The following is a 21,224-nucleotide window of genomic DNA, read 5'->3' as shown; positions in this document are numbered from 1 at the left end:
CCCAGCCGTCTAAGTGTAAGTACTTAGCACCGGGTTTCCCCCGTGAAAGCCTTGTCTGGCAAGGCTTGCGCGGGGGCGGCCGCACGCCTGCGGCCCAGGCAACGCATTTGGCATACATATGACTTGCCCCCTCCGGCGACAGGAACTAATTTTTGAGTATCCCCAGCCCCGGAGAGTACCCGCCACATGCGCGCAGGCCTGAACCGCATTCTGTCCTTCGTCAGCGGACTGGGCTTGCGCGCTCAGTTGCTGCTGTTCGCGCTGGCCTGCCTGCTGCCCGCCGCGGCGCTGATCGGCATCGGCGCCTTCGAATCGGCCCGCGACATGCGCGACGCCGCTCAGGATCAGACCCGCGTGCTGGCCGACCAGGTGGACCAGGCGCTGGCGAGCAAGATCACGGAACTGGAACGCGTGCTGGCGCAGTTGAGCAGGCGGACGCCGATACGTCGCTTCGACTTCGACGAATGCGCCGTCGCGTTCCGCGACATCGCGCTGAGCTTTCCCTCCGCCACCCAACTGACGCTCAGCAGCGCCACCGGCCTGCAAGTCTGCAGCCACGCGTCCAATCCCGCGGTCAGAACGCCGCCGACCAAGGCCGACTGGTTCCAGCGCGCGCTGGCGGCGCCCGGACTGATGCTCAGCGAGCCCTTGCTGGAGCCCGCCACCCAGCGCTGGGTGATAATGCCCAGCTATCCGGTGCGCGACGAGCAAGGCCGGCCCATTGGTCTGCTGACCGTGCAAATGGACTTGCTGACGCTGCAGGCCCAGGTCTTGCCCTCGACGCTGGACCGCAAGCTGACCATCGCGGTGCTGAGCTCGCAAGCGGCTTTTCTGTTGCGTTACCCCGATCCCGCGCTGTGGCACGGCAAACCCTCGATCAACGTCGCCCGCACCATCGCTCGCATCCGCGGCAACGCCTCCGGCTTCGAACTGGGCGTCGGCCGCGACGGGGTGTCGCGGCTTTACTCCTACCGCAAATTCTCCCAGGCCAACTGGCTGATCATCGCCGCGCTGCCGGAACAAGTGGTGCTCGCGCCCTACTACAGCCGCCTGCGCTGGAGCGCGGCCAGCGGCATCGTCACCTTGCTGCTCTGCGGCTTGCTGGCGCAAAGCTTCAGCCGCGCGCTGACCCGGCCGGCGCGCCGATTGGCCGAAACCGCGCAAGCGGTGGCCGACGGCGACGCGCAGGCGCGCGCCCCGGAACTGGGGCCGCAAGAATTGCGCGCGGTGTCGCGCCAGTTCAACTTGATGCTGGACCAGTTGCAAACGCATGTCACGGCGATCCGCCTCAGCGAGATGCAACGCGCCGGCATCATCAACACCGCGATGGACGCCATCGTCACCATCGACGCCGATCTGAACATTATCCTGTTCAACCCCGCGGCGGAACAGGCTTTCGGCTATCGCGCCGAGCAGGTGCTGGGCCGGCAGATAGACATGCTGGTGCCGGAAGCGCTCCGGCCCGGCCACGCTCAGTTGATCCACGGCTTCGGTCAGAACGGCCCGGTCAGCCGCAGCCTGGCGCCGGCCGGCGGCGTGCGCGGGCTGCGCGCCGACGGCAGCGAGTTCTACGCAGAAGCCTCGGTGTCCCAGCTGGAGGTGGAAGGCCAGAAGTATTACACCGCCATCATGCGCGACATCACCCTGCGGCTGAAAACCGAACAGGAGCTCAAACGCCACAGCCAGCAACTGGAGTCGCTGCGAGACATGGGCCTGACCCTGCTGTCCGCCGCCAGCCCGCAGCAAACCGCGCAGGAGGCCTTGCGCATGCTGACGCAACTGGTGCCGTTCTGGGGCGCGTCGGCCACGGTGTTCGACTGGAGGCACGAGGAAACCATCTTCCTGGCGCTGGAGTGCGACGCCAAGGACGAGATCCCGATCGACAGCCGCTTCCCCTTCTCCAGCTATGGCTTGAGCGATCTGGAACAGCTCAAGCGCGGACAGCCCAGCTTCATGCACGACATCACCACGCTGGCGCAGCCGCCGGCGCTGGTCAAATGGCTGCGCAGCCACGGCGTGCGCGCCTATCTGCGGCTGCCGCTGATGGCGGAAGGGCAGTTGCTGGGCTCCTTGAACCTGGCCTTCCAGGAGGTTGCCCAGCATGGCTTCGAGCATCTGGAGATCGCCCGGGCCTTCGCCCAGCAACTGGCCATCACCTTGCAACACTCCATGCTGCGGCTGCGCATAGAACGGCTCAACCGCGTTTACGCCATCCTCAGCGGCATCAATATGTTGATCGTGCGCTGCCACGACCGCCAGGAACTGTTTCGCGAAGCCTGCCGCATCGCCACCCAGAGCGGCGCGTTCAAACTGGTCTGGATCAGCATGCTGGACCGGAGCGACGGCGAACACCGCATCGCCGCGCTGCAAGGACAGACCGAGCCGCCTCCCAACGCCGACGCGCTGCTGCAACTGTCCGCCGCCGCCATCGCCAGCGGCGGCAACATCGTCTGCAATCAGCTTGGCTCGCCGCTGCCCTACGCGGCGCGCGAGCAATTGCTGGCGCAAGGCATCCGCTCGCTGGCCTGCCTGCCGCTGCCGCTGCCCGGACAACGCGCCGCCTCGCTGACGCTGTGCTCCAACGAAGCCAACGCCTTCGACCACGAGGAAATGCAGCTGCTGGCCGAACTGGCCGGCGACATCGCTTTCGCGCTGGATCACATCGAAAAAGAGGAAAGGCTGCACTTCCTGTCCTACTACGATGAGCTGACCGGCCTCGCTAACCGCAGCCTGTTCCACGAGCGCCTGGCGCAGCAAATCAGCTCCAGCCACCATGAACAGCGCCGCCTGGCGGTGATCTTCCTCGACATCGAGCACTTCAAATCCATCAACGACGTCTACGGCCGCTGGGCCGGCGACCAGGTGCTGCGCCTGCTGGCGGCGCGGCTGGAGTCGTTTACCGAAGAGGCCCGGCTGCTGGCCTGCGTCAAGATAGACCGCTTCGCGCTGATCATCCCCGAGGTCAAGAGCGAGGAGGACATCGCGCGTCAGGTGATGCAGTTGCAGGAACACTGCGTCGCCCAGCCCATCGCCATCCTGGACAAGCAATTGCGCGTGTCGGCCAAATTCGGCATCGCCATCTTCCCGGAAGACGGCGCCGACGCGGAAAGCCTGCTGGAGAACGCGGAAGCCGCGCTCAAGCTGGCGCAAAGCACCAATGAGCGCTATTTGTTCTACCGTCAGGAGATGAGCGAACGCGCCGCGGTGACGCTGGAGCTGGAAAACCGGCTGCGTCTGGCGCTGGAGCGCCAGGAGTTCGTGCTGCACTACCAGCCCAAAGTGGACGCGGTGTCGCGGCAGATCGTCGGCGTGGAGGCGCTGCTGCGCTGGCAGAGCCCGGAGCGCGGCCTGGTGTCGCCGGCGCAATTCATCCCCTTGCTGGAGGAAACCGGCCTGATCCTGGAGGTGGGCGTCTGGGCCTTGCGTCAGGCCGCGCGCGACCATCTGCGCTGGCTGGAGGCCGGCTATCCGGCGCCGCGCATCGCGGTCAACGTCTCCCCGCTGCAACTGCGCCAGGCCGATTTCTCCGAACAGTTGCAACAGGCCTTGAGCGAAGGCGCCGCCGTGCCGGGCATAGACATCGAAATCACCGAAACCGTGGTGCTGGACAATCTGAACACCTGCGGCGAAACGCTGCGTCGCATCCGCGACATGCAAGTGGGCATTTCCATCGACGATTTCGGCACCGGTTATTCCTCGCTGTCCTATCTGGCCAAGCTGCCCACCCAGGAGCTGAAAATCGACCAGTCCTTCGTCCGCGCGATGCTGAACGATCAGGACGCGATGACGCTGACCGGCGCCATCATCGCGCTGGCCCATTCGCTGCAGCTCCGGGTGGTGGCGGAAGGCGTGGAAACCGACGAACAAGCCACCGCGTTGACGTATATGTTCTGCGATACCCTGCAAGGGTATCTGTTCAGCAAACCGCTGCCGGCGGCGGAGCTGGAACGCCGCTTCTGGCGCGAGCGGCCCGATCCCTGCGCCCCGCTGCTCAACACCGTGCAGCCCCCCGCCACCGCGCCGGCGGGCTGATTCCGCCCGGCCGGACGGCGCCCGATCCACGCCGCGAGCATGCAAAAAGGGAGGCCTGAGCCTCCCTTCGTCCCCGTTCGGGCCGCGCTGAGCGCGGCCTCTTTCAGCTTACTTGGCTGCGGAAGCCGCGGCTTTCTTGTGGGTCTTTTTGGCGGCGTGCTTTTTGTGCTGCGCCGGTTTCTTGGCGGCCTTGGCCGGAGCGGAAGCTTCCGCCTTGGCCGCTTGCGCTTTCTGAGCCGGAGCGGAGGCCGCTTGTTTGTGGGCTTTCTTGGCGACGTGCTTCTTGTGCTGCGCCGGCTTCTTGGCGGCCTTGGCCGGGGCGGAGGCTTCCGCCTTGGCCGCCTGGGCTTTCTGCGCCGGAGCGGAAGCGTGCTTCTTCACCGCCTTGTGCTGCGCTTTCTTGGCGGCGGGCGCGGCTTTGGCGGCCGGGGCGGAAGCCGGCTTGGCGGCTTCGGCGGCGAAACCGGCGGCGGAGCTCAGGGCGAAAGCGGCGGACAGTACGATCAGGCTCAGTTTTTTCATGATGACATTCTCCAGTCGGGTCAGGGGGGCGTCCGTCTGCTCAGTGCGGCCGCGACGCCAGGCTTTGGTGTTTCCTTGCTGCTCATCCTAGGCGTCCCGGCCCGCCCCCGTCTGTTAGTCAGTTGTAAAGGCATGTAACGCCAAGTAGCCTCCCTACTGAGTCTGCACCTCAAGCTCGCTGATCCGATACTCGCCATCCAGCCAGGCCACCACTTCGCGCGCGCAAGGGTGCTCCACCGCCGCGTAACGCGCGCGCAGTTCCGCCGCGCGCTCGCCCAGTTGATCCAGCCCCACGTCCTGCAGCAGCAGCAGATCCCGCCACAGCATGTCGGCCAGTTCCTCGCCGGCCACCACCTGGGCCGCCCGGCGCATCGAGGCGCCGTATTGATAGCGCGGCCCCAAGCGGTAGCTGTCCGCCAGCGTCAGCGCGGGAATCAGGCTGAGCGCGGCTTGTTGCGCCGGATTGATCCCATGCGCCGCCAGCAGCTCGGCGTTGGCCGCGGACCGCCCGGTGAAACCGCGCAGGTGCAGGTATTGCGACATCCGCGCGCCGTCGTTCACCGGGTAGTTGTCCCACAACACCGGCTTGCGGCCCAGCCATTTGCCCACTTGCAACAGGTGTCCGGGCGAGATTTCGCGCGAGCACACCTCTTCGCCGGTCCAGAAAATATCGATGTCCGGCGCCAGCCACTGGCCCAGTTGCTGCAGATAGCCGGCCGGGCGCTGGCCGAACACCCGGTCCAGCACCGGATCGCTGGAATAATAGCTGGGGCAGACCAACAAACGCTCCACCGCGCAGCGCTGCCGCACCCAGGCGACGATCTCCGCCTGGCGCTCCGCCAAATCGGGCAGATCGCCGCGCATATCGTCGAACAGGATGGCCAGTTGGCTGACGCCGATGCGCTGCAGTTGCTCCAGCTTGCGCGCCAGCGCCTGGCGGGCCTCGTCGTTGAAATCCAGATACGCTTCGTACGGGCTCAGCCCCATGCCGAAACCGACCTCCTGCCGCCGGCAATGAGCGGCGAACGCCGCCAGCCTAGCCTCCTGCTCCGCCGGGTAGTCCAGCTGCCACTGGCGGCGCAGATACGCGTCCGCTTTCGGCGCGTACAGATAGAAACGGTAGCCGTGCGCCGCCAGCGTGGTGACCAGCAGCTCCCGCTGCGCCCAATTCCACGGCTTGCCGTAGAAGCCTTCGATAGTGCCTAAAGGGATATTCATGTAGAGAAACCTTCCGCGTCCTCGGCGCATCGGCGCCAGCCTGCCTCGCGTCCAACGCCAGGTCGGATCTTCGCGCCCGGCCGGCGACCGGAATGGCCGCCGGCCATCGGAAAAAATGACTTCATCCTATTGATTGACTCAATAAGCTGCGCCAAGTTGCATGAAAAGGCCAGAATCTGGCGCGCTTATGCCATTGCCGGCAAGGCGTCCAGGGCCGCGCACAAGGCCGCCAGCTCCAGGCCCAGCGCCTGCATGCCGGGCATGGCCTCCTCAAGCCGCCCTTGCCGCAAGACGGCTTCCAGCGCGGCGGCCTCGGTCTGGATGCGGACCAGCCCCAAGGAGCCGGCGGCGCCTTTCAGCGAATGGGCGATACGGCATGCCTCCTCGCCCTCCTCGGCCCGCGCCAGGCCCTGCAGCCTGGCCAAGTCGTCGCGGTGCATGCCCGCGAATTTGCGCAGCAAGCGCTCAAAACGCTCCAGGTCGTCCCCGACGATGCGCAGGCCCGCCTCCAGGTCCACGCCGGGCAGCCTCATCAACTGTTCCCGGCGCCCGCTTTCCGGCGTCGGATCGACGCGGATCCTCTCGGGCGGAATCATCGACGGCAGCCATTTCAGCAGCAAGCCGAACAGCTGTTCCGGGTCCACCGGCTTGGCCACGAAGTCGTTCATGCCGACCTCCAGGCAACGCTGGCGATCCTCGTCGAAGGCGTTGGCGGTCATGCCCAGAATCGGGACCCGCTCCCAGCTCGGCATGGCCCGGATCCGGCGCGTCGCCTCCAAGCCGTCCAGCTCCGGCATCTGCACGTCCATCAGCACCAGATCGTATTCGCCCGCGGCGGCGCACTCCACGGCCTCGCGGCCGTTCCTCGCCAGCTCGGCCCTCAGGCCGACGCTGCCCAATAGCCAGAGCGCCACTTCCTGATTGATGACGTCGTCCTCCACCACCAGCACCCGCGCGTCCGCGCGCAAGCGCAGTTCGGCCTCCACCTCGTCAGGCTCCACGCCGGCGGGCTCGACCGCCACGCTCCGCCCCAGGGTCAGCCAGGCGGTCAGCCAAAACACGCTGCCCTGTCCTTCCCGGCTTTCCACCCCCACTTCGCCGCCCATCAAGGCCGCCAGCCGCTGGGTGATCGCCAACCCCAGGCCGGTGCCGCCGTATTTGCGGGTGGTGGAATCGTCCGCCTGCTGAAACGCCTGGAACAGGCCGGCCAGCTTGTCGGCGGGAATGCCTATGCCGGTGTCGCGCACCTCGAAGCGCAGCAGCAGGCGCTCGCCCTCGCTCCTCAGCAGCCGGGCGCGCAGGGCTATCGTGCCCCGCTCGGTGAATTTGACCGCGTTGCCGGCGTAGTTGAGCAAGGCCTGGCGCAGGCGGGTGGGATCGCCGCGCAGACACGGCGGCACGCCGGCGTAATCGATCTCCACGCGCAAGCCCTTGGCCTGCGCCGCTTCGTCGATCAGCGACCGCGCATGGTCGAACAACGCCCCGACGGAGAAGTCGGTCCGCTCCAGCGACAACTTGCCGGCCTCGATCTTGGACAGGTCCAGAATGTCGTTAATGATGGAGAGCAGATGTCCGCTGGCCACCAGCACCTTTTCCAGCTTGGCCTGCTGCTCCGGCCGCGGCTGGGTGCGCATCAGCAAGTGGGTGAAACCGATGATGGCGTTCAAGGGCGTGCGGATTTCATGGCTCATATTGGCGACGAAGGCGCTCTTGGCCAGATTGGCCGCTTCCGCGTCCTCCTTGGCGCGCACCAGGGCCTGCTCGGTTTCCTTCCGCCGGGTGATGTCGGTGACGAAACCGATGATTGTGTCCGAGGCGCCCGGCGTGTCCGGCAAATAGTACAAAATCATCTCCACCGCCACCAGCCGCCCGTCCCGCGTTCTTTGCCAGGTTTCGAACTGCGCCCGGCTCTGTTGCCGCAGGCGCTCCACGGTGCGCGCGTAAAGGTCGGGCGTGGTGTCGGGCACGATGTCGGACACGTTCAGGCGCAGCATGTCTTCGATGTCGTAGCCCAGCAATTGCGCCGCGTAGCGGTTGACGTAGATCAGCCGCCCGCTGGCGACGTCCACCCAATGTATGCCTATGCCCACGCTGTCCATGGCGAACTGGGTCGTTTGCAGTTTGGCGCTGGTGGCGCGCACCTCGGCGGTGCGCATCGCCACCAACTCTTCCAGATGATGACGATGCTGGTCCAGTTCCAGGCCCAGGCGTTTTTTCTCGCTGATATCCTCCTGCAAGGACAGATAATGGCTGATTCTGCCGTCCGGCTGACGGATAGGCGAGATATGGGCGAAGTCCACATAGTCGCTGCCGTCCTTGCGCCGGTTGAACAGCTCGCCTTTCCACGGCTTGCCGGCCCGCAGCGCCTCCCAGAGTTCGGCATAGGTTTCCGCCGGGGTCAGCCCGGACTTGAGCAGATTGGGCGTTCGCCCCATCACTTCTTCCCGGCTGTAGCCGGTATTGCGGACAAAGGCTTCGTTGACGTATTCGATCCGCGTCTCCAGATCGGTGATGACGACGCTCTCCGGGCTCTGTTCCACCGCCATCGACAGTTGGCGTATCCGTTCCGCCGCCTGCCGTCTCAGAGTGATGTCGCGGAAAGCGCCGTAGACCCCGCCGTCCGGCAGGCGGATCGCGTTCACTTCCACCGGCACCTCGGCGCCGTCCTTGCGCCGCAACAGCATCTCGGCGCTCAGCTGCTCGTCGGACAGCAGGCGCCGGAACAAGGACTGCGCGTCGCCCGCGGCGGAGTCGACGCTGAAATCGCCCACCCGCATCGCCAGGATTTCCGCTTCCTCATAGCCCAATAGCTGACAGGCTTGCAGATTGGCGTACTGATAACGCCCTTCCGCGTCCGCCACCAAGACCGCGTCGGCCGCATGATCCAGCACGCTGCGATACCGCGCTTCGGCGCTGGCCAGCGCCTGGGTTTTTTCACGCAACGGCCGTAAATCGTTATAGGTGCCGAAAAAGCCGCAAAACGCGCCGGACAGATCGTGCATGGCGGTGACGGAAGCGTACACCGGGATGATTTCGCCGTTGCGGGCGACGCGGGCCAGTTCGCCGCTCCAGCGCCCTTGTTCCACCACCTGCCGTTCCAGCGCCGCCCGTTCCGTCCTCCTTGCCGGGTCGTTCGGGATGAAGCGGGAGATCGACGAGCCCAGCAAATCGCCCATCGGATAACCCATCAGTTCGCCGAACGCGGCGTTGACGTACAAGATGTTCTTGGCCGCGTCGGTCATCACCACCGGTTGCGCCGATTGATCCAGCGCTTCCGCCAGCCGGTGGCGCTCTTCTTCCATGGATTTGCGGACGGTGATGTCCTCGGTGAAGATCACGATGCCGCCGATGGCGCCGTCGCGCGCATGCCATGGCCGCACTTCCCAGCACAGCCACTGCGCCGCGCCGTCCAGGCGCAGAAAGCGGTCCTCCTCCTCGCGTATCACCTCCCCGGCCAGCGCCCGCCGATGCACCTCCCGCCAGACGGCGGGGACCTCCGGAAACACCTCATAGTGGGACCGGCCGATGAGCGTCTCGCCGTCCAAACGGTAATCGTCGAGCCAGCGGCGGCTGGCGGCCAGATAACGCATGTCGCGATCGAACATCGCCAGCGCCGCCGGCGCGTGCTCGATGAACAGCGACAGTCTTTCCTCGCTCTCCAGCAAGGCGTTTTCCATGGCCTTGCGCTCGGACACATCCTGCATCGCGCCGCGCACCGACACCACCTTGCCGTCCGCCAGCACCGGTCTGCCGGACACGCGCACCCATTTGCGCCGGCCGCTTGCGCTCAGCAGTTGCAACTCCAGATCATAGGGTTCGGCTTCCTCCACCACCCGGCGCACGGCCTCCTCGATGCGCTGTCTGTCTTCGCCGTGGAAAAAACTCAGTCCAATGCGGGTGTTGATCGGCTCGTCTGCCGGCAGATCGTGAATGCGGGCCACTTCCGAGGTCCAGCCGCCGTCCCCGCTGGCGGGATCGAACCACCACCCGCCCACCCGGGCGATGGCGCTCATTTCCCGCAGCCACTCCTCCCGCTGCCTCTGTTCCGCCTCGGCGCGCTTGCGCGCGCTGATGTCGGAGGCGATGCCGCACACCGCGTAGGCTCGCCCCTTGGCGTCGCGCAGGGGAAACTTGTACACCAGATAGGTGTGCGGGCCATCGTCCTGCGGCACCGTCTCCTCGTATTCGCGCGCCTGCCCGCTGCTCAACACCTCCAAGTCGGCGCTGCGCAAACTGGCCACCACCTCCGGCGGGAACAGATCCTCGTCGCGCAGGCCGCGCATGGCCTCCGCGCTGATATGGAACAACTCGGGATAGCGCTGGTTGACCAATAAATAGCGGCCGTCCATGTCCTTGACGAAAATCACCGCGGTGGAGTTGTCGATGATGGCGTGCAACAAGGCCTGCTGACGCGTCAGTTCGCTCTCCGCCCAGCGCGAGCGGCGGCTGATCAGGCGCTGGCTGAACAGGCTCAACATCAAGCCGCACAGCGCGAACAGGACAATGGAGGCGGCATCCGCCGGCCGGGCGATGGCGAAGCTCCATTGCGGGGGGATGAACAGATACCAGACCAACGGCACCGACAAGGCGGTGGCCACCAGGCCGCCGGCCAGCCCGCCCAGCATGGCGGAGAGGAAGACGGCGGGATAAAACAGGAACCAGGCGTAAGGGCGGACCCAGTCCCACAACAGCCATTGCGCGGACAGGGCCAGCAAGGGCACCAGAACCCCCATCCCGCACGCGCGCCATGGAAAGACAGCGAGGAAGGCCCGGAAACGCCACCCCCGCGCCCCTTGTTTAAAGTCCGTCAATTCTCGGCCTCGACTCGAAAGCTGGCTTGGTTTTGTCTGTTCTCACGATAGACCACGCCATCCCGCCGGACAAACCACCTACTGCCGCCGCAGACGCCTGGTCACCCCCTCCGCGTCGCACCATTGCAAGGTCCCTTCCTCTATCAACAAGGTCTCCGGCAGCACGGCGGCGCGCGCCAGTTGCGGCGTCTGCGCCGTCACCGTCAACGGGTAGGCGATGGGCAGGTCGTAACGGCGCGGACTGCGCGCATAGCAGCCGTGCTCGTTGTAAAACAACTCCAGCCACGCCCCTTCCCCGTTCTCATAGCGACCGGGGACGAACAACTGCTCGTCCGGCTGCTGCCGTCCCGGCGGCGGCAGCGCTTCCAGCGTTTCTCCGCTGGCGATGCGCGCCAAATCCCTGCCCAAACGCTCCACCGGCGAGCCGAAGGCGTTGGTCAGCGCCACCACGCCGCCGCCGCCGGGCAAGACGCTCATGAAGGCGAAGAAGCCGTTGACGTCGCCAAAATGCTGGGCCAGCCGCTGCCGGCGGCCGGCCAGCGTCCAGTCCTCGCCGTAAAACCCGTAGGCGTACTCCAAGGCCCCCACGTCCAGCATCAAGGCCGCCAGCCGGGCCGGCAACGCCTCTCCCCGCTGCAGGGCCTCCAGCCAGCGGCACAGATCGCCGGCGCTGGAGGCCAGATCGTAAACGCCCCAGGCCACCGACATGTCCATAGGTTCCGCGTAGCGCCACGGCGCTCCCGGATGCAGGCCGCGCGCGGCTTGCGGCAGGATGACGCGGCCGTCGTCGACATAGGTGCGTTCCAGGCCCAGCGGCCGGAACAGGTATTGCTGCCGATAGCTGGCGAAGTCCTGATCCGCGACCCGCTCCACAATGGCCGCCAGCAACAAATAGCCGGTATTGCTGTAAGCGTGGGCGATGCCGGGCGGGCAGGCCGGCGGCAAGGCGTGCGCCCAGTCCAGCAGTTCCTGCGGCCGGTGCGCCAGCCGCATCCGCGTCGGCCAATACTCGGCCGCGCTGGTGAAATTGGCGGTGCCGGCGCTGTGATTCAGCAATTGATGCAGGCTGATGCCCGCCGCATTGGGGAAATCGGGGAAGAAGCGCTCCAGGCTGTCGCTCAGCTCCAGCCGCCCCTGGGCCACCTGCTGCAGCAAGGCGGCCGCGGTGAAGCTCTTGCTCAGCGAGCCGATGCGAAACACGGTGTCCTTCTCGTTGGCCACGCCCAGGCCGGGATCGGCCATGCCGCCGGCCACCGCCACCCGTTCGCCGTCGGCCAGCGAGACGGCGGCCACGCCGTGCAGGCAGCCCGCCGTATTCCAGGAACGCAGATACGTTTGCAAAGCGGCCGCCGTGTTCATGCCCATGCCCGTCCCCCTCCGTCAGGATCCTATCGACGCCTAGCGACATCGCGTCGCCCACAGATCACTATGGTTGCTTTCCCCGCCGCTCGCCATGCCTTCCCGCGACGCGGCGGTCATCGCGCGCGCCGACTCAGGGCTGTCCGCGCGGTCGCGAGCCGGGACGAGACAGGGCGCTGCGGCGGAGAAAATGGAATAGCCGTACGAGGCACGGGAATTTCGAAGGGGTTTGCAAGGCTTCGCCGCAGCGCGGCGGATCGTGAACAGGCGCTCAGAAGAAATAGTCGAACAGCACTTGCCAGACCCGCCGCGCCGGGCTGGCGCCGTAACGGCTGTCCGGCGCGCCGTCGAAGCGTTGCCACTGCAGGGCCAGATCCGCCGGCCCCAGGTGATAGCGGGCCTCCGCCCAGTTCATGCCGCTGTGGTCCACCAGGTCGAAGCTGCGCATCGCGGTCACATCCAGATCGTCCACCAGCGCATCCTGCCAATGCGCGCGCAGCAAGGCGGCGCGCCGGGTGGGCAGGCCGCCGCCGGCGCCCACCCCCGCCCGATAGGCGGCGTAGAGCGCGGGCCTCGCGCGCAGCGCGCGCCATTCGTCCCGGTCCGGCGCCGCCCCGTCCTGCTGTCCCTCCAGCGTCAGGCTCAGCTTGTTGGCGCCGGTCCAGCTCAAACCGCCGGACAGGCGATTGCGCCAGGCCGAATCCGGCCGTCCCAGGCTTTGCCTCCAATCGGTCCGCTGCCGGCCGCCGGCCCATTCCAGATAGACCACGGTGGCGTTGCCGAGCACGCGCGACAGATTGAAGCCCAGCTGAGGCGAACGGCCTTGCTCCTGCAACAGCAGCCATTGCGGATTGAGGTTCTCCGCAAAGCGATAACTGCCGGCCAACAGCAGCCGCTGCCGGGGATTGCTGGCGCCCCAGTCCAGGCTGGCGCCGTCCGGATTCGGCCCCGACCCCAGCTTGGGCGACCAGATCGCGGTCAAGGAGCCGCGGTCCCACAGTTTCTGCCAGCGCAACATGGCGTTGCCCAAGCGGTTTTGCCGCAGGCTGTCCGGGTCCGCGGACACTACCGAGCGCACGGTGCCCGCGCCGAGAAAATCGGTGGGATTGTAGCCGACGGCCACGCCGTAGCGGGTATTGATACGCCCCAGGTCCATCATCGTCTCGACGCCGAACTCGCGGCTCAGATACGCTTCCTTCAAGGTGTTGACGCCGTGGTCCCGCCGCGGCGAGCCGGCGAAGCGCCAATCCAGCCGGTTGGCCAGCACACCGCGCCAGGCCGGGCTCAGCCGGCCGTCCCAGCGCAGATCGAAGGACAGCCGCTGGCCGTCCTCCCCCGGCCGCGGCGACAAGGCGGCGGCCTCCAGTTGAAGCTTCAGATCCCGCGGCTTGTCATCCTCCATCCGGGTCTGATCGGCCAGCCGCAGCGCATCCTCCTCCGGCGGCGCGTCTGCGCCCCGCGCGGCGGCGCAGACCAGCGCCAGCCCAAACGCCAGCCGCCGCATCGTCATTCGGCCCGGAAGCGCGGCAGATAATCGCGCTGCAGCCAGGCTTCCGGCACCTCGCGCCAGGCGAACTGGCTATTGCGCAGCACGGTGATCCAGCGCGGATTGAGGCCGTCTATGATCACGGTCTCGGTTGGGCGCTCGCGTCCCAGCACCGGCTGGTAAGCGCGGTAATACGCCGTCTTCAGCAAACCGCCGCTTTCGGCGTAGAACTGCGCCTTGCGGCTGCGGTAGCCGTCGCGGTCCACCCACAGATCGATGGCGTGGTAGGTGACGCCGGGATTGCGCGCGCTCAGCCGCAACTTGTAGCAAAGTCGCGCCTGGCGGTCCCCATCCTGTATCGTTTCCTCGCCGGCCAGCGCCGCCTGATAGTCCAGCGCCAGATTGACGGTGACCACGTCGCCGTTGGCCGCCTGGCCCAAGAGCCGCTGCTGCGGCGAAATCGGCACGCTGGCCTTGCTCGCCGGATCGAAAAACCACAGATCGTTGCCGCTCTTGAGCATCAGCTTGCCGGCGTCCCGCTTGGGATTGATGAAACGCAGCAGGCTGCGGAACTGGCCGCTTTTCTGATCGGCGCGCGAATACACCGCCAGCGCGCTGGCCTCGTTCTGCTTGCCGTCCTTATAGCTGACCAAGGACACCACCAGCCCGAAAGAGCGTTCCGGATTACGCACCGCGTCGCTATTGGCCAGGATGGTCTGCGCGTCCGGCGCCGCCAGCGCCGACGCCGCCCACAGGGCAACGCTCAACGCGGCCCAGCGTGTCGTCTTCATGCCGGTAGAGATTCCAAACGTTTCACGCATGACGCAAAGCCTCCACGATATTGGCCGCCGCCGCCCGCCGCGCCGGCCACCACGACGACAGCAGCGCCATCGCCATCAAACCGCCGGCGGTCACCGCCATCATCCGCCACTCCCCCCATACCCGCACCAGGATGGGGCTGGGGTCCACCTGCCCCGGCGGCAGCCAGGTCAGCCCGGCGTGATTGATCAGCCAGGCCAGCAACAGCGCCAGCGCGATGCCCAGCACCCCGCCGCCCAGGCCCAGCAGCCAGCCTTCGCACAGGAACAGCCGCTGGATGCCGCGGCGGCGCAGGCCCATCGCCCGCAGCGTGCCGATCTCCACCGTGCGCTCCAGCACCACCATATTCATGGTGTTGCCTATGGTGAACAGCGCCACGCAGGCGATCAACACCGCCAGGAAGCCGAAAATGGTGCCGAACATGCCGGTGATCTGGCCGTATTGCGGCTGCAGCGTGGCGAAGTCGTGCGCCGCCAGCGGCTGGCCGCGCAAGCTGGTGGCGAACAGCTGACGCAAACGCGCCTCGGCCTCCGGAATCTGCGCGGTGTGCCGCAGCTGCAACACGATGGCGGTGGCCATCGGCTCGCCCTGGCCGTACACCAGCTGTTGCGCCTGGCGCAGATGCAGGCCGACATACATATCGTCCAGCTCCTTGATGCCCTGGCTCTCCACCTTGGCCACTTGCAAGCGGGCCACATTGGGCGCGCCGGCGGCGGTGGCGGCCAGCAGTTCGATCTGATCGTCGCGGACGCTGGCCGGCGGCGCCGACGCGGCCAAGGCCTCCAGATCGGCCGGCAGATCCTTGCCGCCCGGCGGAGCCGGCGGCGGCGCGCAATCCTTGAGCTGGAAGGCCGCGCACAGTTGCAGCACCCGCGCCACCCCGGTGCCTATCACCGCCGCGTTCGGCGCGGTGCCGGTCAGCGCCACCGGCTTGCGCTTGTCGTTGAAGCCGTAATCGTCCCAGCGCCGCAAGCGGTTCTGCGCGTCCACCTCGCTGCCGCGCGCAATCACCGTGCGCGAGGCGCCGGCGGAATAATGACCGGCGATGCCGCCCAGGCTCAGCGTGGGCGTGACCACGGTCAGCATGGGCCGCAGCACCGGATCGTTCTCGATCAGCCGCATCGCCGCGCGGTAGTCGCGGATGCCGTAAGCGGCCGGATTGCCGCTGCCGTACAGGAAGTAATCCCGGTGCTGCACCTGCAGATGGCCGCCGGCGCGCACCATGCCGGTTTGCAAGCCGTATTGCACCGTGCGGTTGTAGCCGCCGAAGAGCAGCACCGCCACCAGGCCTATGATCATGGTGGACAAGGTCGCCAAGGTGCGGCGACGGTTGCGCAGCAGATTGCGCCAAGCCAGTTTCAAGGTGTTCACGCCAAGGCCTCCCCCGCGTTCAAGACGCCGACCCGGCCGTCGCTGACCAGGTAACGCTCGTCCGCCGCCGCGATCACCTGCGGGTCATGCGAGGAGAACACCACCGCCACTCGGCGTTCTCGCTGCAATTGGCGCAACAGGGCCAGGATGGACGCTCCGGTCTGGCTGTCCAGATTGGCGGTGGGTTCGTCGGCCAGCACCAAGGCCGGCTCGTGCACCAGCGCGCGCGCAATCGCCACCCGCTGGCGCTGCCCGCCGGACAGCTGGCCGGGCCGGTTCGCCGCCTTGTCCGCCAAGCCCACCGCCGCCAGCATCTCCAGCGCCCGCTCGCGCCGCTGCCGCGCCGGCACGCCTTGCAATTGCAGCGGGTATTCGACGTTCTCGAAAGCCGACAATACCGGCATCAGATTGAAGTTCTGGAAGATGAAGCCAATGTGGCGCGCGCGAAAATCGCTGAGCGCGTCATCGCTCAAACGGTTCAGCGCCTGTCCCGCCACCTCGATTTCTCCAACGTCGGCGCGGTCTATGCCGCCGATCAAATTCAGCAGCGTGGTCTTGCCGCTGCCGGACTGGCCGGACAGCACGGTGAAGCGCGACGCGGCGATCTTGAGGCTGACATCGGCCAGCGCCGGCACCCTCACCTGCTCCATCCAGTAGCTCTTCGACACCCCGTTCACCTCAACCGCCCACATAGTCCGCTCCGCCGTCAAAACACAATGGCATGAATATGCATGAAATCGGCATGAAAAGCTTTGCCTTGTGACAAAACGCCCATTGCGGACTCCAACGGTGTTCCGGCCGCGCCAAAGCGCGCGCATCGACACCGGTTTTCCATGGGAGTAGCATGGTTTTATCCCTCGCAAAGGAGCTTGCATGACACAAAACACAAACCCGCCCCAAGCCCCCCTGCCCGCGGAAGCGGACGCCGACGCCCAGCCGCCGGCCGTCAAGCCGCCGCGCCGAACCGCCAGCCACCGCCGCAACAATGTGGAGCGCGCGCACCAGGAATCGGTGCAAGCCATCGAAACCGTCAGTCAGCAGCCGGTGGCCTTGCAAGTGGCCGCCGCGCCGCAAGGCAGCGCGGAGGACAGCGTCAGCGCCGAACTGCCGGCCAGCTACCCCTACCGCACGCGGATGCGCCGCCCGGAGTACGAGTTGCAGAAGCAGGCTCTGCAGATCGAACTGTTGAAAGTGCAGAACTGGGTCAAGGAAAGCGGCCAGAAGATCGTGATCCTGTTCGAAGGCCGCGACGCCGCCGGCAAGGGCGGCACCATCAAACGCTATATGGAACACCTGAACCCGCGCGGCGCGCGCGTGGTGGCGCTGGAAAAGCCGTCGGACCGCGAGCGCGGCCAATGGTACTTCCAGCGTTACATCGAACACCTGCCCACCGCCGGCGAGATCGTCTTCTTCGACCGCTCCTGGTACAACCGCGCCGGCGTCGAGCGCGTGATGGGCTTTTGCCATCCGCACGAATATCTGGAGTTCATGCGCCAGACGCCGCAACTGGAGCGCATGCTGGTCAACAGCGGCATCCGTCTGTTCAAGTTCTGGTTCTCGGTCAGCCGCGAGGAACAGCTGCGCCGCTTCATCTCCCGCCGCGACGATCCCTTGAAGCACTGGAAACTGTCGCCCATAGACATACAGTCGCTGGACAAATGGGACGACTACACCGCGGCCAAGGAAGCGACCTTCTTCCACACCCATACCGGCGACGCGCCGTGGACGGTGGTGAAATCCGACGACAAGAAGCGGGCCCGCCTCAACTGCATCCGCTACTTCCTGTCCCGGCTGGACTACCCGGACAAGGACGCGCGCGTCGCCCGAGCGGCCGATCCGCTGCTGGTGGGCGAGCCGCACACCATGGACGCGGAGGACAGCGACGCCTTGTTGCGGATTTAAGCGGGCCGCTGCCGCCACTCACTCCACCCGGAACCGCGGCAGATAATCCCGCTGCAGCCAGGCCTCGGGCACCTCGCGCCAAGCGAAACCGCTCTTGCGCATCACGGTTACCCACTGCGGATTGAGGCCGTCGATGATGACGGTTTCAGTGGGGCGGTCCCGGCCCAGGGCCTGGCGGTAGCCGCGGTAATAAGCCGTTTTCAGCAACTCGCCGCTGGCGGCGTAGAACTGCGCCTTGCGGCTGCGGTAACCGTCGCGATCCACCCACAGCTCGATGGCGTGATAAGTCACGTCCGGCCGCCTCGCGCTCAGCCGCAGCTTGTAGCTGGCGCGCGGCTGGCGGTCGCCGTCCATCACCGTTTCCTCCGCCGCGAGGGTGGCCCGATAGTCCAGGGTCCAGTTCACCGTCACCACGTCGCCGTTGGCCGCCTGACCCAGCAGCCGTTGCTGCGGCGAAATCGGCACGCTGGCCTGGCTTGCCGGGTCGAACACCCATAAATCCTTGCCGCTTTTCAAGGTCAGCTTGCCCGCGTCGCGGCTGGGGCTGACAAAGCGCAACAGGCTGCGAAACTGGCCGCGCCGCGGATCGGCCCGCGAATACAACACCAGCGAGCTGGCTTCGCTAGGCTTGCCTTGCTTATAGCTGAGCAGGTCGACCTTCAGGCTGAAAGACTTGCCCGGATTGCGCACCTCGTCGCTCCAGGCCAGTATCTGCTGCGCGTCCGGCGCGGCCCAGGCCAAACCCGGCCAGCCCAGCAAAACCAAGCCCAATATGCGCGCGCGCTTCATTTTCCGCTCCCTTCCCTCATCCACCATGCCGGCTCAGGCCTGCCTCAAGGCGTCGACGATGTTCCAGCGCGCCGCCCGGCGCGACGGCCACCACGACGATAGCAGCGCCACCGCCATCAAACCACCCATGCACGAAGCCAGCAGCGGCGTCTCGCCCCAGACCCGGATCAGGATGGGGCTGGGATCCACCACGCCCGGAGGCAGCCAGCTCAGGCCGGCGCGGTTGATCAGCCAGGCCAGGCCCAGCGACAGCAGCAGGCCGCCCAAACCGCCGATGACGCCCAGCAGGGCGCCCTCGCACAAGAACAGCCGCTGGACGCCGCCGCGTCTCAGACCGATGGAGCGCAGCGCGCCGATTTCACGGGTGCGCTCCATCACCGCCATATTCATGGTGTTGCCGGTGGTGAACAGCGTCACGCTGGCGATCAGCGCCGCCATGAAGCCGAAAATGGCGCCGAACATGTCGACGATGCGCTCGTACAGCGGCTGCAGCGCGGCGAAATCGTGGGCCGCCAGCGGCTGCGCGCTCAAACCGGCTTGAAACAGCTGCTGCAGCCGCCGGCGCGCGGCCTCGATCTGCCCGCTGCTCTTCAGCTGCAGCAAGATCGCCGTCGCCATCGGCTCTCCCTCGCCGTACAGCAGCCGTTGCGCCTGCGACAGATGCAGGCCCACATAGACGTCGTCCCATTCCCGGGCGCCCTGCCGCTCCACGCCCAACACCCGCAAGCGGGCGACGTTGGGCGCGCCGGCGGCGGTGGCCGTCAACAGTTCGATCCGCTTGCCGTCCGCCGCGCGCGCCGGCCCGGTCAAGGCCGCCAGGTCCGGCGGCAGCCCCTCGCCTTCCGCCGCCGCCGCCGCGCAAGCCCGGTCGCCGTCGGACAGGCACAGCCCCAGAGTCTTGGCGACGCCGCCGCCCAGCACCGCGGCGTTGGCGTCGCTGCCGGTCAAGGCCATCGGCTTGGCCGCCTGGCGCAAACCGCGCGCGTCCCAGCGCAGCAAGCGGTTCTGGCCTTCGGGCTCGCTGCCTTGCGCCAGCACCGTGCGCGACGTGCCGCTGGCGTAATGGCCGGCGATGGCGCCCAGCGTCAAGGTCGGCGTGACGGCCGCCAACATGTCCTTCAGTTCCGGGTCCGACTCGATCTCGCGCTGGATGCGCCGGTAGTCGCGGATGCCGTAAGCGGCCGGGTTGCCGCTGCCGTATTGCAGATAATCGCGATGCTGCACCTGCAAATGGCCGAGCTTGCGGACAAAAGCCGTTTCCAGCCCGTACTGGACCGCGCGCTGATAGCCGCCGAACAACAGCACGCCCGCCATGCCCACCGCCATGGTCAAAGCGCTTGCCCAGGTGCAGCGGCGATTGCGCAATAGATTGCGCCAGGCCAGTTGCAGAACATTCATGCCGGCGCCTCCCCGGCGGCCAGCGCGCGGACCCGACCGTCGCTGACCCGATAACGCTCGTCCGCCGCCGCGATCACCAGCGGATCGTGCGAGGAGAACACCACCGCCACGCCGCGCTCGCGCTGCAACTGCCTGAGCAGCGCCAGGATGGCGGCGCCGGTGCCGCTGTCCAGATTGGCGGTGGGCTCGTCGGCCAACACCAGCGCCGGCTCGTGCACCAGCGCGCGCGCAATCGCCACCCGCTGGCGCTGGCCGCCGGACAACTGGCCGGGCCGGTGCGCCGCCTTGTCCGCCAAGCCCACCGCCGCCAGCATCTCCAGCGCCCGCGCTTTGCGCCGCGCCGCCGGCGCGCCCTGCAGCCGCAGCGGATATTCCACGTTTTCCAGCGCGGACAGCACCGGCAGCAAATTGAAGCTTTGAAACACAAAGCCCAGGTGGCGAGCGCGAAAATCGCTAAGCGCGTCGTCGCTCAAGGCCGCCATGCTCTGCCCGGCGACGACGACCTCGCCGCGGTCGGGACTGTCCACGCCCCCCAGCAAATGCAAGATCGTGCTTTTCCCGCTGCCGGACGGCCCGGCCAAAACAGTGAATCGGGCGGCGGCCACTTTCAATTCCACATTGTGCAAAGCCGGCACTTCCACTTGGTCCATCCGGTATGTTTTAAATACGCCGCGCATTTCCGCCGCCATCGCCCGCTCCTTGAAAATCGGCGCTGTCCAATTTCGCGAAGCGTTTCAAGGTCTGCCGCGCTTCGCAAAGCTTTGAACAGGTTCCACCACTGATACCGCTTGAATATACCTGAAAACCCGCTCTAAATTTTCAACTGAAAAACAAAGCAATAAACCAACAAAACGCCCTATGAATTAAAAAATTAAATTCTTAAATAAAACTCTAATTAATATTAAAAATCAAACCAAATACAGCCAGGCCACGCACTCCATGCAGTCCCGACTTCAAATCAGACAGCGCCCCACTCGATATAAAAACAAAATGCCTCGATGGATATCGAGGCATGGCGTGCGCTAGTGTTATGGGAAAGAGAATCAGGAGCGTTGTCGCTTCCACACCCGCCTGGCGTCGCAAGCGGCGCGCAAGGGCGTGGACGACAGGCTGGTGGCGGCGAAATGCCCCACTTGGCGGGAAACCTTGGACAAGGCGGTGCCGGACAGGCTGCCCACCTGCCAGGCGCGACACAGCGGGTGCAGCGAGGGCGCGTCGTCGCTGGCGGCGTCCAGCCTGGCCTGCACGTCGCGGTTCATCTCGGACAGCCAACGCTCGGTCAGCAACATCCAATCGCGCTGAGTATCCGCTTGCGCCTGCACCAGATTGGCGCCCACCAACAGGGTATCGTCCAGCCTGCGCTCCAAATCGCCCTGGGACATCGGATACGCCGGCGCAAAAGCCGACCACCAGACGATACAGGCCTCGTGCTGGGCGTCCAGCATGCGCTGCTGGCCGCGCTCCACTGCGCTGCGGTAACTCTCCATCGCGCCGATCAACCAACTACGGGTCATTGC

The 21,224-nt window shown here is 66.4% G+C and carries 14 protein-coding genes; 2 read left to right on the top strand and 12 right to left on the bottom strand.

Features of this window, described 5'->3' with window-relative positions:
* Positions 1–186 precede the first annotated feature (186 nt).
* Positions 187–4,032: an EAL domain-containing protein gene (locus ACODRW_RS06080; protein WP_488905360.1), complete on the top strand. Its 3,846-nt coding sequence runs from the start codon at positions 187–189 to the stop codon at positions 4,030–4,032.
* Positions 4,033–4,140: 108 nt separating this feature from the next.
* Here ACODRW_RS06080 and ACODRW_RS06075 read toward each other — a convergent pair whose 3' ends face one another.
* From ACODRW_RS06075 to ACODRW_RS06040, 8 genes are all read right to left on the bottom strand, one after another.
* Complete coding sequence (locus ACODRW_RS06075) at positions 4,141–4,554, bottom strand: hypothetical protein (protein WP_227107660.1); 414 nt, start codon at positions 4,552–4,554, stop codon at positions 4,141–4,143.
* Positions 4,555–4,707: 153 nt separating this feature from the next.
* Complete coding sequence (locus ACODRW_RS06070) at positions 4,708–5,772, bottom strand: beta-N-acetylglucosaminidase domain-containing protein (RefSeq protein ID WP_227107658.1); 1,065 nt, start codon at positions 5,770–5,772, stop codon at positions 4,708–4,710.
* A gap of 185 nt (positions 5,773–5,957) precedes the next feature.
* Positions 5,958–10,505, bottom strand: a complete 4,548-nt coding sequence (locus ACODRW_RS06065) for a PAS domain S-box protein (RefSeq protein WP_488905359.1) — start codon at positions 10,503–10,505, stop codon at positions 5,958–5,960.
* A 156-nt stretch (positions 10,506–10,661) separates the two neighbouring features.
* Positions 10,662–11,948, bottom strand: a complete 1,287-nt coding sequence (locus tag ACODRW_RS06060) for a serine hydrolase domain-containing protein (RefSeq protein ID WP_107800205.1) — start codon at positions 11,946–11,948, stop codon at positions 10,662–10,664.
* A 265-nt stretch (positions 11,949–12,213) separates the two neighbouring features.
* Positions 12,214–13,446, bottom strand: coding sequence for a hypothetical protein (locus ACODRW_RS06055; RefSeq protein ID WP_488905358.1), 1,233 nt, complete (start codon positions 13,444–13,446; stop codon positions 12,214–12,216).
* 2 nt (positions 13,447–13,448) lie between these two features.
* Positions 13,449–14,219: an outer membrane lipoprotein-sorting protein gene (locus ACODRW_RS06050; protein WP_227107654.1), complete on the bottom strand. Its 771-nt coding sequence runs from the start codon at positions 14,217–14,219 to the stop codon at positions 13,449–13,451.
* A 22-nt stretch (positions 14,220–14,241) separates the two neighbouring features.
* Positions 14,242–15,618, bottom strand: coding sequence for an ABC transporter permease (locus ACODRW_RS06045; RefSeq protein ID WP_488905357.1), 1,377 nt, complete (start codon positions 15,616–15,618; stop codon positions 14,242–14,244).
* The gene (locus tag ACODRW_RS06040) at positions 15,615–16,310 is read right to left on the bottom strand and encodes an ABC transporter ATP-binding protein (RefSeq protein WP_488905356.1); all 696 of its coding nucleotides are present in this window, start codon (positions 16,308–16,310) and stop codon (positions 15,615–15,617) included. Before ACODRW_RS06040 ends, ACODRW_RS06045 begins: the two co-directional genes overlap by 4 nt.
* A 358-nt stretch (positions 16,311–16,668) precedes the next feature.
* On the opposite strand from ACODRW_RS06040, the gene ppk2 reads away from it, so the two are divergent.
* Positions 16,669–17,520: a polyphosphate kinase 2 gene (gene ppk2 / locus ACODRW_RS06035; protein WP_199226031.1), complete on the top strand. Its 852-nt coding sequence runs from the start codon at positions 16,669–16,671 to the stop codon at positions 17,518–17,520.
* Between the two features lie 18 nt (positions 17,521–17,538).
* On the opposite strand, the gene ACODRW_RS06030 is transcribed toward ppk2, so the two are convergent.
* The 4 genes from ACODRW_RS06030 to ACODRW_RS06015 all read right to left on the bottom strand — a co-directional run bounded on the left by ACODRW_RS06030 (position 17,539) and on the right by ACODRW_RS06015 (position 21,221).
* On the bottom strand, positions 17,539–18,309 hold the full coding sequence (locus tag ACODRW_RS06030) for an outer membrane lipoprotein-sorting protein (RefSeq protein WP_488905355.1): 771 nt from the start codon (positions 18,307–18,309) through the stop codon (positions 17,539–17,541).
* Between the two features lie 33 nt (positions 18,310–18,342).
* Entirely contained in the window at positions 18,343–19,707 is a 1,365-nt protein-coding gene (locus ACODRW_RS06025) for an ABC transporter permease (protein ID WP_488905354.1), read from the bottom strand.
* On the bottom strand, positions 19,704–20,396 hold the full coding sequence (locus ACODRW_RS06020; protein WP_253314135.1) for an ABC transporter ATP-binding protein: 693 nt from the start codon (positions 20,394–20,396) through the stop codon (positions 19,704–19,706). Before ACODRW_RS06020 ends, ACODRW_RS06025 begins: the two co-directional genes overlap by 4 nt.
* 354 nt (positions 20,397–20,750) lie before the next feature.
* Positions 20,751–21,221 carry a hypothetical protein gene (locus ACODRW_RS06015; RefSeq protein ID WP_146176693.1) on the bottom strand — a complete coding sequence of 157 codons (471 nt, stop codon included), beginning with the start codon at positions 21,219–21,221 and terminating at the stop codon, positions 20,751–20,753.
* Positions 21,222–21,224: the final 3 nt, after the last annotated feature.

The sequence above is a fragment of the Chromobacterium sp. FG89 genome, from assembly GCF_057808735.1.
This window is presented reverse-complemented; position numbering and strand designations above follow the sequence as displayed.